Genomic DNA, 15,335 nt, shown 5'->3' on the forward strand with positions numbered 1-15,335 from the left:
AAGGGTGAGTGACTAAGCATAAATCACTTGCCCATGTCACCTTTACTCATAAGCCGGTTAACCATCATCTTTCCCTGCTCAAGAGCATCAGCACACTGCTCTTTACTATGACCGTATCTTGGATAACGCCTTCTGAACCATGACGATTCAAGTCGTGGAAGCTTTCCCATCAACTGCAAAAACAAACCGATCGTTCGCCAGGGTTCCGAAGAACAGTGAAGGTAGACAATTGGTCTAGTGACCTTACCTCCAAGTTTATTCAGAATAAATTTTAATCCCCAATAATGTGTCCGCCAATATGATCTACATGATATAAACGGAACAATAGTTGTCCCTTCACAAAGATCCCGACCGTACTTGTCAAGAAATGCTAAAACCGGCCCGCTTGGGCTATACGACCATGTTGGTCCGGCGATAATTACCAGGTCCCATTTTTCATATACGATATCATTTACTTGATTGACGGGAACACGCCAGCGAAAAAACGAATACACCATGACTTTTGCCATCATAGCCCATGAAGTAAAAGGAAACGGCAGCTGGTCGACAGGCTGCAGTCTTTCCGTTACCACTTCGTGGTTACTCTGCTCAAGACCACAGACAAGACGCTGTATGAGTAATTGTGTCTGACCAGAGAATGAATAATAAACAATCAGAACCCGTTTTTTGCTCACTGCTCAACCTTTGAAAAAAATTATCTTCCCGCCAAATCGCATATTTCGCACAATATACCAAATTTTTAGCAAAAAAAAAGCCCCCGATTTCTCGGGGGCTTTTTTTTAGACCATAATTTTACTTAGTGGCCTTCAACCTCATGCTCTACGCCAACGGCAATTTTGTAAAGAATGGTTACAATCGCAAGTCCGGTTGCCCAGATACCAAGAGCGATACCAATCTCATTAGCTGTTGGGTAGTACTCAACAATTTCATTCAATGGATTCACTACAAGTCCACCGAATACAAAACCAAGACCTTTATCAAGCCAGAGCGCTACAAAAATAGCAATACAACCAAATCCTATAAGGACCTCGTTGTACATTTTTGTGATTTTCATGTAGCCGAACAGACCAAGAGCACCAAAGCACAGTAAAGTAGATGCCCACATGAACGGAACAAGGTTATTATACACATGTCCGCCATGATCAAGACCAAAGAACAAATATTCAAGAGCATGTTTGTGGCCGGGAATATTTGAATACCAACCTACAAAGAACTCTAAGACAACAAAGAACGCGTTAATTATTGCAGCATACATAATAATGGTAGTCAGCTTATTAATCGCTTCTTTACCAGCATCAAAGTTTGCAACGCGCTTCATAATAATACATGCCAGAACGATAAGTGCAGGTCCTGCAGCAAACGCAGACGCAAGGAATCGCGGTGCGGTAATCGCGGAAAGCCAGAAGTGACGACCAGGCAGACCACAATAGAGCATAGCAGTTACGGTATGAATGGAAACAGCAAACGGAATGGAAATATATACGAAGATATAAACCCACTTCGGAGGCTTAACCTGCTTACGCTCTGCAGTGAGGATAACCCAACCGCAAATAACGTTCAGCGAGAGATAACCCAGCAGAACCACCATATCCCAGAACAACATGGAATTAGGGGTCGGGTGGAAAATCATGTTCAGGCCACGCTGTACCTGTCCGATATCAGCAAGGATGAACATCAGACACATAACGATAGCTGCAATGGCAAGAAACTCGCCAAGGATAGTTATACGTCCAAATACTTTGTAGTTATGAATATAGTACGGAAGGACCAGCATCAACCCTCCAGCCGCAACACCAACCAGAAAAGTAAACTGAGAAATGTAAAGACCCCATGAGAGATCACGTCCCATTCCGGTCAGTCCCATACCAAATGTAAACTGTCTAAAATAACAAACAGCCCCTACTGCGATGAATGCGCCTAGAAATGCAAGCCACATCCAATAGGCATTATTGCCTTTCAATGCTTTTTCTAACATGACGACCTCACACTATGTAAAAGACTGACGGTTTCGTTCCAAGAGAAGGCTTCCTCTGGATCGTATGTTCCTCATCAAGGACCTTCCTGATCTCGGATTCCGGATCATTAAGATCACCGAAAACAATAGCTCCGGTTTCCTTGACCGCTTCTACACACGCAGGCTCCATGCCCTGTGCGAGACGCTCTCCACAGAGATTACATTTTTCGACGACACCGCGCATACGGGTCGGGAAATCCGGATTGATGTCCGCTGTTTTAATATGAGGACGTGGGTCAAACCAGTTAAAGCTACGTGCACCGTATGGACAGCCCATCATACAGAAACGACATCCGATACAGCGATGGTAGTCCATGGCAATGATGCCGTTTTTCTCAAGTTTAAAAGTCGCCTTGGTAGGACATACACGAACACATGGCGGCTCATCACAGTGATTACAGAGTACGAGAAAGTCGTTCTCCTTAGTGACCTTGGAAGAATGATATGAAGAATGCTCAGGAAACGCATTTTCAAAAGGAGTCTTCCATACCCACTTAATTTCACTTTTCTTACTGTCAATCTGCGGAATATTATGAGCGTGATTACAGGCAGCTACAGCCTTATCAAGCAACTCTGGTTTTCCGTAAAACTTACGCATATCGATAACAAGTCCAAGGCGTACACCTTGTGGTGCCTCGACAGCGTGTGCATCAGCGCTATGGGTATCCGCCGCAGCTGCACCGTGTGCTGCAGGTGCGGTAGATGCAACTGCAGGAGTTGCTGTCAGTTTGATAACCGCAGGGGCGCTGATTCCGGCAAGTGCAGTAGCACCTGCCATCTTTAGGAATTTTCTTCTTTTATTATCCATTAGAGCGTCTCCTTCTTGGATGCTAACTGTGCAGGTGTCAAATGGCAGTTCCAGCAGTATGGCTTTACATCTGCGTATTCATGACAGGAATCACAAAATTTTTCTTTATTGGAATGGCATTGCATACATGCCAACTGCAGTCCTTTGCGATATTCCTTACCATCTACTGTTATCGAAACTCGCTCACCATTGCGCAGTACATCATCACGCCACTCATTGAGGATTTTCATGTGCTTGGCACGCATCTCACTAGCTGGTGCTACACACTGTTTTTCTCCGCCAGGCGGTAATTCTGGTGTTGGCACAGGGCCTGCGGATAAACCGTTGTACCAGAAGGGAAATGTCACGAAGAAGACCAAGATAACAAGGCCCGGTATTACTGTTCGTTTATTGTACATGAGTCAGACTCCTATATTCTGGTCAGGTTTATCACACCAAGGTGCGCAAGCCTTCATCGAGATTAGCTCTATTTTCGCCTTCGCCTTCCTGAACGATAGCGTTACCGACAAGCTCAGATACACCACAAACACCAACTTCTGGTGTCCAGTAGTTATTGAGAGAGGTCAGCGTAGCACGATCGATTGCACAAACACAGGAGAGCATATTGACGTCAAACTTATCACGAACGTACTGAACGGCATTCGCACGTGGATAACCTGCACGCATCCTGAGCTCCATGATCTCATCTGTATTCAGACCAGTTCCGGAACCACAGCAGAAAGTCTGTTCACGAATGGTGTTTTCAGGCATCTCAACCCAGTCAACAACATGATCAAGAACGTAACGAGGCTCATCAAGAAGACCCATTGCACGGGAAGTGTTACAGGAATCATGGAAAGTAGCCTTCACATGTGCATTACGGCTCTTATCAAATTTGAGTTTTCCATGCTTGATAAGATCAGCTGTAAACTCTGTTACATGAACCATCTTTGTAGATGCTGCATTCTGGAACTTGGTACCGGTCATTGGAGATACTGGAACTTCCAGGAAGTCAGCAGGTCCGTTCATGGTATCCATGTACTGATGAAGTACACGCCACATGTGTCCACACTCACCACCGATGATGTACTTAACTCCAAGACGCTCTGCTTCTGCATACATCTTGGCGTTCAGTTTTTTCATGGTCTCATTATTGGTGAAGAGACCGAAGTTACCACCCTCAGACGCATAGGTTGACCAGGTATAATCCAGACCAATTGCCTCAAAGAGAATCATGTAACCCATAGCTGTATACAGCCCTGGCTCAGCAAAAATATCTGCAGACGGTGTAATGAACAGAACCTCAGCACCTTTACGGTTAAAGGTCACGTTTGGACGAACACCTGTCAGATTTTCAACATCATCTACCAGGAATTCAGCGTTATCCTTAAAAGTGTGTGGCTGCAGACCCATATGGTTACCGGTACGGTTGGAGTTGGAGGCAGGCTCCAGAATCCAGTTAATACCAATACCGACAAGGTGAAGAAGCTCACGAAGCATCATTGTGATTTCAGCTGTATCGATACCGTATGGGCAGAAAACTGAACAGCGACGACACTCGGTACACTGATACGAGTACATGAACCACTCTTTCAGTACACCTACTGTCATTTCACGTCCACCGACCATCTTACCGAGAATTTTACCACCGAGGGTGAAATCATTACGGTAGACAGAACGGAGAAGTTCTGCACGAAGAACAGGCATGTTCTTAGGATCACCGGTACCGAGGAAGAAGTGACATTTATCGGCACAGGCACCACAGCGTACACAACAGTCCATGAATATCTTCAGGGAACGAAACTTGTCCAGACGTTCTTTAAGACCATTAAGGATTATATCCTTCCAGTCTTCAGGTAATTTCCAGTCATCGTCTTCTGGATTCCACTCACGGGCGTTTGGAAAGTACAGGCCCTTCTGGCTGTTGAGGTACTCTACTTTTTCAGCTTTCGCAGGGTATGCATAATTGCCTGGCTTGAAAACAGCCGGAATATCCATCCAATCCTTGGTGGGTACGGCTCCAGTTGCCAAGGATGGTCCCTGCACTACGCTTTTAGATAATTGTTCTAATTTTGGAACTGACATCGCTATTTAATCCTTATAAGCAAGTATTGGGAGAATGGTTATTCCTCATCTTTCTTCGGAGGCAACTCTTTCTCGACAGGAAGACCGGCTTCTACCATGTACTCACGGAATTCATCTTCATACCCGGCATAAGAATGCGGAAGGATACGAGGGTTCCATGGGTTGATGTGGCGAACTTCACGGCTGTTGTTTTTCATGTTCCGGGTAGGACTCATGAAAACGCCACCCATGTGCATCAGCTTACTCCATGGGAAGTATGCAGCCAGTACGCAAACAAGGAAGAGGTGAATATAGAAGATTGCACCCAGCTCAACCTGAATAGTCGGCTGAAGTGTAACAATGCCTACCGCCAACTGCTTAATAGCAGTGATATCGACATCGGTGCGCAGGAAGTATCTCATCAGAATTCCGGAAATGGCGATTGCGAAAAGCAATACCAGCGGGAAGTAGTCATTCAGAAGAGATATGTAACGCACCTTTGAGTTATAGATACGTCGCGCAAACAGAAAGGCTACACCGGCAACAATACCAGCATCGGTAATATACCATGTCGGATTTCCAATTGAATAGAAACCATCTATCCAGTCAAGTGCGCTGATAAGTACCGGTACCGGCTCGAGAAAGAATCTCATATGCCTGAGTACAATCAACAGAAAAGAGTAATGGAATACAATGGCAAACAACCAGAGCCATTTTGAAGATTCATACGTAATCTTCGGTCCGTCGTGCATTTCCGCATGAGTATTTCTGAAGAGTGACCTGAAGGTCAGTATCTCCAGAGCCATCCTTGCAACAACCTGAGTTGTTGTATGCGGCGCCTCAAGCTTGTTGTGCTTGATGAAATCAAGCGATTTTCCCTGACCACAGGTAGTCTGAATCGAAAATGGCACAGGGGTCTTTGCCCACTGTACAATCCGATAAACGAAACCACCTACGAAGAGCATAATGGCCACGTAAGGGAAGAAGACACCAAAGATGTACTGAAATCCCGGTATCTGGGACCCTAGCCAGGCAATCACGACTAAGGCAATGACCGCCAGAAATGATAAGGCATACTTCATTTCTTACCTCGCTTCAATTGAACTTGTTTTGGAAACCGCACGAAGGCCATATATCTCCCCGCACTGAGACCAGTTAATTTACCTATACCGATTTTAAAAAGTCCTGCGTATCTTCATTCATCAATTTGGAAGGGCATTTACTGTCCGTAAGGATGCTACTACCGGATTTGATTTCAGCAATGCGAACTTTGTACAGCCGCTCACGTGACTCCATATAAATATCGAATGCTGCTAAAACTGCCAGATCAACTGCAAATTCGAAATCATAGAGTTCCTGAACAAAACGGGATCGCTCTTTATCTGCTGCAAATATCTCACGAGTAATATGCTTCACTGCATTCAGAGGAGCTACGGCCTGTGCTGGTGTAAACTCCTGCACGGCACGTACCCGCATAAGGGTATCAACCGGCGCCTTAACTTCCTCGGGATCACCTCCCGTGGAAAGGACAACAAACAGCCTGTCCAATGACTCGCTGACTGCTGCACCAATAGGATTTGCAAATTTGTTTTTTTCCTTAGACAAGAACTCTGTGGAATTATATGTAGACAGGGTGTACTCAATCCAACGATCAACTATTTTTTCCCTATAATTCCGAAATGCTTCTGCAAGATCCATTCACTCAATGCCTCTGGTAGATTGTTGCTTACGTTAATGTCCATCCAAAAGGCGCAATAATCCAACTGAATGACCATTCACAAAAGCGCACTTCTATCATCTTTCCCGGTCTTTTTCAAGACTATTTTTGAAAGGAAAAGTCCCGCAAAAACGTCTAATTCCAAGCGGGACTCACTGAATGTAAAGCATTCCTACAGGTTGATTATATCAAGAATTACCCTTGAGGCCTCTCCCACATATGGATCATCGAGAATCTCTTCAAGCCACTCTTTCTTTTTCTCTTCCGGTGTAGCTGTATCAGTCTCAAAATCGTCGTCAGCCCCCTCTTCGTCGCGGTATTTTTTATAGAAAACCCCGATTTTCTCCCTGGCTTTCCGAGCTTCTTCAAGCTTGGCACGAATGTCATCGATATCTACAGATACGAGAGTGTCTTTGGCACGTTCTTCAGCTTTAGCAGACTCTTCAACAATTGTTTTAAACCCTTGATCATCTCCGATTCTCGCAAGACTTCTTGCATTCAACTTCTCAATATTTAAACGTTTGGGAGATGCTGAATAATCGACGGGGTCAATACGATCCCATGGCAGCGAGTATTCCAGATACCTCTCGCCAGACTCGATATGCTTTAATAAACTTGGTAAAACGACATCAGGTTCAACACCTTTATATTGTGTTGAACCACCGGTAACACGATAAAATTTCTGAATCATGACCTTTAAAGCGCCAAGATCTTCATATGTTCTGAGATGCAGCAATGGAATATTTTCATTGAGATCAATTATCGTCTGCACAGTGCCTTTACCATGAGTATGTACGTCTCCCATAATCACAGCCCTGCCATAATCCTGCAGAGCGCCGGCAACAATCTCAGATGCTGAAGCAGAGAATTTATTTACCAAAACAACTAGAGGACCATCGAATTCAACACCATAATTTTCATCCCGAAGAATTCTTTCTGCACCATTGCTGTTCTTGACCTGAACAACGGGCCCATGATCGATAAACAACCCGGTCACCTCGACAGCATCAACGAGTGCACCACCACCATTATTTCGCAAATCAAGAATGACACCTTTAACACCCTGAGCAACGAGAGACTTCAACTCTTTTCTCGTGTCAGCACTTGAGTTTCGACCACCCTGATTGCCATTTTTTTCGAAATCCCGGTAAAAACTCGGGATAAAAATATAGCCGATCTTACTACCATCCGGCGCATCAATGACAGCACTCTTTACAAATGTCTCTTCAATCTGAACAACATCGCGCGTAATAGGGATAATATCTTTTACACCATCAGGCTTACGCACAGTAAGACGAACTTCAGTTCCCTTAGGACCACGTATAAGCCTTACCGCATCCCGCAATCTCATATCAGTGATGTCAACAGGTTCCTCAGGACCTTCGGCCACCTGAAGAATGATATCTTCTGCCTCAAGCCGCCCCTGACGCGCTGAAGCACTGCCTGGGATAATACGCACGACCTTAATCAAGCCATCGTCTTCACGAAGTAAGGCACCAATACCTTCCAGACTGCCACGCATATTAATATCAAACTGTTCTTTACTTGCCGGTGGGATATAGTTTGTATGAGGATCAAATGCTCGGGTTACCGCATTAAAGAATCTATCGTAATGATCCTGGAGCGTTTCCTGATTAAGCCTGTGGAAAAAATTACGGTTTCTCTTCGCTACTTTTTCGTAGGTTTCATCCCACAACTCACTATCGCTTTTTTTGACTTTCTCACTCTTCTGGTCTGCTTCAAGATCAAGAAAACGGTTATTGAGCTGAACCTGCAATATTTTTTTCCAGCGTTCTCGTAACTGCTCCAAATCGGCAACATACTCTACATTGTCGGGATCACTTTCCAATGTACCCTTAGCTTTCGGATCAACTCTCTCTACCAGTATCTCCTCAACCATTTTTTCTACCTGAGCGATACGCTCATTTATAATAGAAAACCCGGCATCAGGCAGAGTAATTGATCCTCGCTTAAGATTATCATCTATATACGGGGCAAATGCCCGAAGCTGGTCTACATCTTTTTTCAACAAAAAACGTTTCTGATAATCCAGCTGTTTGATATACAGTGTGAAGGCAGCTTCAGCGAGATCATCATCCATCACTTTGTCACTAAAATGCATGACAGGCAACTGCCGGCTGATCATATAACCGATAAGCCTGTTGCGCTTTTGATCGACTTCGCCTTTTTCCTGAGCGAACAGGGAATTACTACCGAGATGAGAAACCAGCAGCAACATGCAACACGCAATAATAAACCGAAAAAACATTTTCATAAGAACAAGTTCGGAAATGGGAGTATGATAGATATCGGTACGCTGGCCTCACCGTCAGGGCCGCTCACAACACATACCAGAAACATGCAATACATTCTACGCTAACTACATATACATGAAACAATTACAGACCGAAATCAAGGAGTTTATAGAGCAGCGTGACTGGCAACGGTTTCATTCTCCTAAAAACCTTGCCATGGCACTCAGTGTTGAGACTGCTGAATTGGTGGAAATTTTCCAGTGGCTCACACCTGCACAAAGCCATAATGTCAGCTCCGACACCCTCGTGCATATCGAGGAAGAAATCGGAGATATAATGATTTACCTCACAACGCTTGCTGCAGCCTTCGACCTTGATCCGGTTTCAGCTGCTCACAAAAAGCTGATTAAGAACGCAGAGAAATATCCTGCAAAGGACAAAGATGCTTCAAAAGAAAAAAATGCAGATTAATTTTTCTCTTCACATAATTGTGCTATCCCTTCAGGGAGCATATGACTGACAAGACCGACTGATAAAGCAAATTCGTTGAGCTCTTCAAAAGTGCAGTTAACAGCAGAACAGGGAGAACCCTTGGTCACTTCTACCGATTCCGCCTCTAAAAAATTCAGCAAAGAGACAGCAACCTCTTTTGCGTATGCATGCTCATCAAGGCCCTGACGTTTACAGAACTTCTGAAATCGCTGATAATTGACTATAGTCCGTTTAACACCGCGATACATAGCAGTATTGCGATTTTCAGGCAGTATATCTCGTAAAATAATCTCCTTGAAACGTTCACGAGCGGCTTCAAGGAGCGGTGTGAAGTCAATCTCAGACTGTGCTAACCGGGGTCCATCCTTCGCTTTAGTCAAAAAGTATACAGAAGAGTTATACGCTATTTCAGGAATTTCACCTGAGTACCTCACCACAAACCACTCATTCTCTAAATGTTCAAAAACCTTACTCACTTTTCAGTTCCGTCACCAAGACCAAAAATAGTACGTATATTCTCAACTTTCAGCTGACTATTATCGCGACCGCCGCAATCCTCGCTTTTCAGATATTGCAAGGGATCGTAAAGAATTTTTGAAGCTATTGCACCTGCCATTTTCTCTAGCGACTTTCTTTCCTTTTCAGAAATACTTGTGAGCCTTGACAGGGACTTTTCCAGCTCCTGCCTGCAGATCGCATCCGCTTTTTTATGTAATTCCTGAATTGTCGGTGTAAGCGACATGCCCTCATACCACCGCTCAAATTTCAGCGTTTCCTCATCAACAATTCGTGTAGCTTTAAGCGCTTCTTTATCACGTTCTGTTCTATTCATTTCAACAACCTGACTCAGGTCGTCAATATCATACAGGTAGATATTTTCAAGGTCATTCAAGTGAGGATCAAGATCACGGGGAACGGCAATATCTATAAAGAACAAGGGCTTGTTGCGGCGAGTCTTCATCACCGGTTTCACCTCTTCCTTATGAAGGATGATATTAGGTGCACCGGTTGAACTTATAATAATGTCAGCTTTCTCAAGCTGAACCAGCAATTCATCGAACGAAGCAGCTTTCCCGTTGAACTTTTGCGCGAGATCAACAGCTCTTGAAAAAGTACGGTTGGCGACAGTAACAGAGACCGCCCCCTGGCCTACAAGATGCTGCGCAGCCAGCTCGGCCATCTCACCGGCGCCAAGAAGCAGTACATGTTTATCACTCAAATCACCAAAAATCTTTCGTGCGAGTTCAACAGCTGCTGAGCTGATAGAAACCGCAGAAGATCCTATACCGGTCTCAGTCCGTATTCGTTTGGCCACAGAAAATGATTTATGCAAAAGCCTGTTCAACAGTGGACCAGCGCAATGGTATTCAGCCGCATAACGATACGCTTCTTTCAACTGACCAAGGATCTGTGCTTCTCCGACAACAAGAGAATCAAGACTTGCTGACACATTAAACAAATGGTTCACTGCATCCCTGCCTGTGTAGTTATAAATGTATTTCCTACACTCATCGGCAGAAAGGTTATCCCCGAAAAGAAATGCAATAAGCTTCTCTTCAAGCTCTGCTCCCGGCACACCAACCACAAGTACCTCAACCCTGTTACAGGTTGAGAGCAGATAACATTCTTTGCATCCCGGAATATTCTTCAACATCTGCAACGGTTCTTCATAACCACTGGACAGTGCTATTTTCTCACGTATCTCCACCGGAGTTGTCTTATGGTTCACTCCAAGCAGAATAAAACTTTCACTGGCCATAAGTCTGTACGCCTCCGAGCGGATACATGACACCCCAGAGGGTAAATAATACTATAGCAAATCCAACAATAGCCATTATAGCAGCACGTTTTCCACGCCAGCCAGCAGTAAATCGCTGATGGATCTGCAGCAGGTAAACAAACCAGGTAATCATTGACCAGATTTCTTTAGGATGCCATTGCCAATAGGTACCCCATGCCTGCCGAGTCCATAATGAGCCTGTTACCATACCTAAGGTCAGGAAAACAAATCCTGTTGCCAAACAATGACTATTTAACTGATCCAGCGCATCAAGCGATGGTAAACGCTGAAAGAAATACCCGAACTTTCGGCTTTTCAGCTCACGATCCTGAAGCAAATACATCAGGCCACCGCAAAAAGCGAGTGAGAAAAATGCATAGGCAAAAAGTGATAATCCTGCATGCCATGGCAGCCATAAACTCTGGTGGATAGGTTTTAACGGCATAATGTCTCTAGATGCAAATGCCGCGGCAGTGAGCAAAAGCATTATCAACACGGAGACAAACGTACCAAAATTTTTAACCGTATATCTCCACCGAAATGACAGATATGCCCAGGTCGCAGCCCATGCGAAAAACACCACAGCCTCGTGCTGACTGGTTATCGGAGTGTAGCCTGCAAGGAAAAATCTAGAGAGAATGTAAAGCGACTGCAACACACCGGATACAACCAGTACCAATCGTGCAACCTTGCGAACCCTACTATTCTGGCTGACAAAAAACACAAGATACAATACGGTTGAAAGAAAGGTAGTTCCTAGGACCGCCTGAAAAAACAAATAATTAATTTCAATCATCATAAGCCAGGTCTATAAGAGCGTTGGTCAGTGTCCATTCATTTAAACACCGGTTATCGATTCAGGCAGTGTGAGTGTTTCACAAATCAACCACCATAACTATGCTTTCGGGACTTCAACCCTATCGACAATCTTGTCGGTATCTATACCACAAGGTAGGATTGCTGCAACAATAGACCGCACTCGCTTCCACTGCCTGTTCTTAACACAATCGACAATATCCGTGGCGAGCAGCTCATCAAACAGTTTTTTATTATCTGCAGAACTTCCAGGCCCCTGAACAATTACTTCTCTGATTGCGGCAAATAATGTGGTTATTGCAGCGTACTCCTCACCAAAGTGCCCTTCAAGCTCTCTCCTGATCACCCTCGACAGAGCAGGGCTTGCACCACCTGTAGATATCGTAAGTAATAACAACCCCCTGCGCACCTTTGCAGGTACCTGAAAATCGCAACGCCCAGGGTTGTCTGCACTATTTAATAGAACATTCAGCTCTTTGGCTTCACGACTTACAATCTCCTGAACCTCACGATTATCAGTAGTAGCAAACACCAGAAATGTACCCTGTAAATCTCCACGCCGGTATGGTCGCAGGTGGAGTGTTATCAATCCCTGCTCAGCCATTTCATGAAGCTCAGGAACAACCTCCGGGCTGATAACAGTTACTGAGGAACTACAATCGACAAGGGCCATAACTTTGCGTAAGGCGACGTTTCCTCCACCCACCACAAGGCATGATCTTTCTGTAATATCAAGGTTTATCGGGAAAAACACCATTGCTCATCCACGTTCAGGTAAAAACGGCAAAAGATTAGGATTTTTTCTGTAACCTATTAATGATAATAGTGACATCTTTACCATCTTTTTTAAAGGCCTGAGCTTTGCCGGCAATCGCATATTCCTTTTCAGCCAATTTAAGAAATTTGGGTAAGCTCTGCCTTTTAGCATCATGGGCAAGAAATATTACCCCGCCAGGCTTCAGATACGCGTTAAATACATTGAGCAGCGGTTGAAAGAACTCTTCTCTAAACAGAACTTCGGCACCTGCCAGCACATCAAACTTTTCCATCTCTGGCGGAGCGAGCCAATCAAGCATTTCACACTTTACATTACTCAGGCCGGAGGCGGCGGCACTCACTCGCTCGAAATCAAGAATAATGTCTTCATAGTCAGTGATTGTAACGTCGAAACCATTAACAGCAGCAGCAAGACCAGGAGCACCAAGCCCCGCACCGACTTCGAGGAGGCGTTTCCCTTCGGCCTGTGGCAACCCATGAAGAGTATATGCGAGAATCATTGCTGAATCCCAGAGTTTAACCCAAAAAGGAAATTCAGAAACATTGGCAAATGGATCTTTTCCAGCAAGGAACTCCTCCAGATCTGCTATTTTCAAAAGCCTGACAGTGTCTTCACCAAGCTTCAAACGATCAAATGTAAGTGAGTATTTTTCTCTGAGCCTGTTGTATATTTCCCTTTCATACTCAGGGAGGGTACGTATATCCATGTATAGCCTATGTTACAGCCATTAGGGCTGCTCTCAAAATCTGAAACTGGTTCTAACCCAGCAATTGATGACCAAATCCTGCAAATGCCACCAGCAAGCAATAATATCCAAAATACTGAAGGCGATTTCTCCGTACAATATCAAGTAGAAAGACAATAGCAAAATATCCTGCCACAGCAGACATCACGGTCCCTGCACCGATATTTATCAATGAATCAACTGAAGGCACCTGATCAAAAAGCCCACCGAACTGCAGAACGGCTGCTCCGAGAATTGCAGGAATAGACATGATAAATGAAAATTTAGCAACCACCTCCCTGTTCATACCCAAAGCCATACCAACAAAGATAGTGGAACCAGAACGAGACAATCCAGGCATGATGGCACACGCTTGTGCGCAACCAACGACGAGAGATCTAGGCCAGTTAAGCTTACGCTCACCTTCCTTCAAATATCTGGAAAAAATCATTATAATGCCTGTAATAACAAGCATTGAATACACTAATGTGAGATTGCTGAAAAGATGTTCAACCTTATCTTTTAAAAATAGTCCCGCAATTACAGCAGGTATTGTCGCTACAACCACATAGATATCCCACATGAAATACATGCGGCTTTCATTGTCAGCCTTCCCACGCATCATTGCCAGAGGTGCTGCTACCATGGCGATCAACTCTTTTCGAAACACCAAACACACTGAAACCAGAGTCCCAAGGTGTAAAAAAACGTCAAAAAGCACTCCCTGTTGCTGAAAATTCAGCAATTGAGAACCAATAACCAGATGTCCTGAGCTGGAAATTGGTAGAAATTCAGTAAATCCCTGAACCACCCCCAGGACAATAGCTTTTAATAATTCCAATTGGATCTCCTCTCAACGATACCTATGCGGTATCCAGATGGTAAAAAGCACCAGCAAGTCGGTGAAAAAAAAATGGTCGGTTGATTATACAATCAACCGACCAAGCAGAATAATGAAAAAGAGATGCTATGTCAATTAACAACCCTCAACAGCTGCTCCCTTCTTAGCGGTAGATACTTTAATTTTATCTCCCGGAGCTAACTTGTCAGCTTTTTCACAGGTCATGGTAACCTTGTCGCCATCAACTGCATCTACAGTACATTTCAATTTTGCTGCATAACCCGCACCAGCTGTACAGAATGCGAAAACCAACGCCATTGCCAAAGACACGATTCCTTTTTTCATAACTATCTCCTAGAATGACAGATTATTGCCGGATAGTAGTTCCGGAAAAAAACACGATATAACCACAATGTAGTACACTATTTAGTTAACTTCTAATATACCCGGATTATGAGCATTTGTCAATCAAAGTTGATACAGATCAAAGGAGAATAATCAGTTCATGATACTCTCTATATCCTTGATAAGGATAGCTTTTGGTACATACCCAGGGTATTTTTTCACCACATTACCATCCTTATTTATTAGGAAAGAAACTGGAACCCCGTAAACACCCCCAAAATTTTGCATTGTCTCATTATCAGCCATCAAAACAGGATAATTGATATTTTTCTTTCTAACGAGCCTGGCAACAACATCAGGCCCACCCTGATCAACTGATAACGCGATTATAGAAAAATCTTTTTCACCATATTTCCCCTGCAGGTCTTTGAAAGTAGGAACTTCCTCAATACATGGAGGGCACCATGTTGCAAAAAAGGAGACCAGTAAAACCTTTCCGGCAAAAGACGTACTATCCACCTCACTTCCGTCAACGGCACTTTTCAAGACAAACTGAGGCATTCTGGATGATGCATTTGCACTGGTATTAAATGCAAAACAGAAAAACAGAAAAACTGCAACTGCACTAACAAAAACAGACCGGGACAGATTTTTCATGAATGGCTCCCACGGAGATTTCAAATTCAACTTGCATATGCTATACTCTCGCGTCAGAATATTCG

The 15,335-nt window shown here is 44.1% G+C and carries 17 protein-coding genes; 1 reads left to right on the top strand and 16 read right to left on the bottom strand.

Annotated features, from left to right (window positions below; all coding sequences use genetic code 11):
• Positions 1-23: 23 nt before the first annotated feature.
• The 8 genes from FCL46_RS15935 to FCL46_RS15970 form a co-directional block, all read right to left on the bottom strand.
• A complete protein-coding gene (locus FCL46_RS15935; RefSeq protein ID WP_136806639.1) occupies positions 24-674 on the bottom strand; it encodes a flavodoxin family protein in 651 nt (216 codons plus the stop codon).
• Positions 675-796: 122 nt separating this feature from the next.
• Positions 797-1,975 carry a sulfate reduction electron transfer complex DsrMKJOP subunit DsrP gene (dsrP, locus tag FCL46_RS15940; RefSeq protein WP_136806638.1) on the bottom strand — a complete coding sequence of 393 codons (1,179 nt, stop codon included), beginning with the start codon at positions 1,973-1,975 and terminating at the stop codon, positions 797-799.
• A 7-nt stretch (positions 1,976-1,982) separates the two neighbouring features.
• Positions 1,983-2,822, bottom strand: coding sequence for a sulfate reduction electron transfer complex DsrMKJOP subunit DsrO (dsrO, locus tag FCL46_RS15945; RefSeq protein ID WP_136806637.1), 840 nt, complete (start codon positions 2,820-2,822; stop codon positions 1,983-1,985).
• The gene (gene dsrJ, locus FCL46_RS15950) at positions 2,822-3,220 is read right to left on the bottom strand and encodes a sulfate reduction electron transfer complex DsrMKJOP subunit DsrJ (protein ID WP_136806636.1); all 399 of its coding nucleotides are present in this window, start codon (positions 3,218-3,220) and stop codon (positions 2,822-2,824) included. Before dsrJ ends, dsrO begins: the two co-directional genes overlap by 1 nt.
• A 31-nt stretch (positions 3,221-3,251) precedes the next feature.
• Positions 3,252-4,886, bottom strand: coding sequence for a sulfate reduction electron transfer complex DsrMKJOP subunit DsrK (gene dsrK, locus FCL46_RS15955; protein WP_136806635.1), 1,635 nt, complete (start codon positions 4,884-4,886; stop codon positions 3,252-3,254).
• Positions 4,887-4,924: 38 nt separating this feature from the next.
• Positions 4,925-5,947 carry a sulfate reduction electron transfer complex DsrMKJOP subunit DsrM gene (gene dsrM / locus FCL46_RS15960; protein WP_136806634.1) on the bottom strand — a complete coding sequence of 341 codons (1,023 nt, stop codon included), beginning with the start codon at positions 5,945-5,947 and terminating at the stop codon, positions 4,925-4,927.
• A gap of 82 nt (positions 5,948-6,029) precedes the next feature.
• Positions 6,030-6,563, bottom strand: coding sequence for an RsbRD N-terminal domain-containing protein (locus FCL46_RS15965; protein WP_136806633.1), 534 nt, complete (start codon positions 6,561-6,563; stop codon positions 6,030-6,032).
• A gap of 191 nt (positions 6,564-6,754) precedes the next feature.
• Entirely contained in the window at positions 6,755-8,857 is a 2,103-nt protein-coding gene (locus FCL46_RS15970) for a carboxy terminal-processing peptidase (RefSeq protein WP_136806632.1), read from the bottom strand.
• Positions 8,858-8,972: 115 nt separating this feature from the next.
• Between FCL46_RS15970 and FCL46_RS15975 the strand changes: the two genes are divergently transcribed.
• Positions 8,973-9,308: a MazG-like family protein gene (locus FCL46_RS15975; protein WP_136806631.1), complete on the top strand. Its 336-nt coding sequence runs from the start codon at positions 8,973-8,975 to the stop codon at positions 9,306-9,308.
• Here the strand turns inward: FCL46_RS15975 and FCL46_RS15980 are convergent.
• The 8 genes from FCL46_RS15980 to FCL46_RS16015 all read right to left on the bottom strand — a co-directional run bounded on the left by FCL46_RS15980 (position 9,305) and on the right by FCL46_RS16015 (position 15,270).
• Entirely contained in the window at positions 9,305-9,805 is a 501-nt protein-coding gene (locus FCL46_RS15980) for a hypothetical protein (protein ID WP_136806630.1), read from the bottom strand. The two genes, FCL46_RS15975 and FCL46_RS15980, sit on opposite strands and share 4 nt — an antisense overlap.
• The gene (gene hemA / locus FCL46_RS15985; RefSeq protein ID WP_136806629.1) at positions 9,802-11,088 is read right to left on the bottom strand and encodes a glutamyl-tRNA reductase; all 1,287 of its coding nucleotides are present in this window, start codon (positions 11,086-11,088) and stop codon (positions 9,802-9,804) included. Before hemA ends, FCL46_RS15980 begins: the two co-directional genes overlap by 4 nt.
• Positions 11,078-11,908: a cytochrome c biogenesis protein CcsA gene (ccsA, locus tag FCL46_RS15990; protein WP_136806628.1), complete on the bottom strand. Its 831-nt coding sequence runs from the start codon at positions 11,906-11,908 to the stop codon at positions 11,078-11,080. The genes hemA and ccsA overlap by 11 nt, the downstream gene beginning before the upstream one ends.
• A 96-nt stretch (positions 11,909-12,004) precedes the next feature.
• The gene (locus tag FCL46_RS15995) at positions 12,005-12,682 is read right to left on the bottom strand and encodes a precorrin-2 dehydrogenase/sirohydrochlorin ferrochelatase family protein (protein ID WP_136806627.1); all 678 of its coding nucleotides are present in this window, start codon (positions 12,680-12,682) and stop codon (positions 12,005-12,007) included.
• A gap of 34 nt (positions 12,683-12,716) precedes the next feature.
• The gene (locus FCL46_RS16000; protein WP_136806626.1) at positions 12,717-13,409 is read right to left on the bottom strand and encodes a class I SAM-dependent methyltransferase; all 693 of its coding nucleotides are present in this window, start codon (positions 13,407-13,409) and stop codon (positions 12,717-12,719) included.
• A 52-nt stretch (positions 13,410-13,461) separates the two neighbouring features.
• On the bottom strand, positions 13,462-14,268 hold the full coding sequence (locus FCL46_RS16005; protein WP_167505821.1) for an undecaprenyl-diphosphate phosphatase: 807 nt from the start codon (positions 14,266-14,268) through the stop codon (positions 13,462-13,464).
• A gap of 135 nt (positions 14,269-14,403) precedes the next feature.
• Positions 14,404-14,613: a selenite/tellurite reduction operon protein ExtJ gene (extJ, locus tag FCL46_RS16010; protein ID WP_136806624.1), complete on the bottom strand. Its 210-nt coding sequence runs from the start codon at positions 14,611-14,613 to the stop codon at positions 14,404-14,406.
• A gap of 153 nt (positions 14,614-14,766) precedes the next feature.
• Positions 14,767-15,270, bottom strand: a complete 504-nt coding sequence (locus FCL46_RS16015) for a TlpA disulfide reductase family protein (protein ID WP_136806623.1) — start codon at positions 15,268-15,270, stop codon at positions 14,767-14,769.
• Positions 15,271-15,335: the final 65 nt, after the last annotated feature.

The sequence above is a fragment of the Desulfosediminicola flagellatus genome (genome assembly GCF_005116655.2).
Lineage (GTDB): Bacteria > Desulfobacterota > Desulfobulbia > Desulfobulbales > Desulfocapsaceae > Desulfopila > Desulfopila flagellata.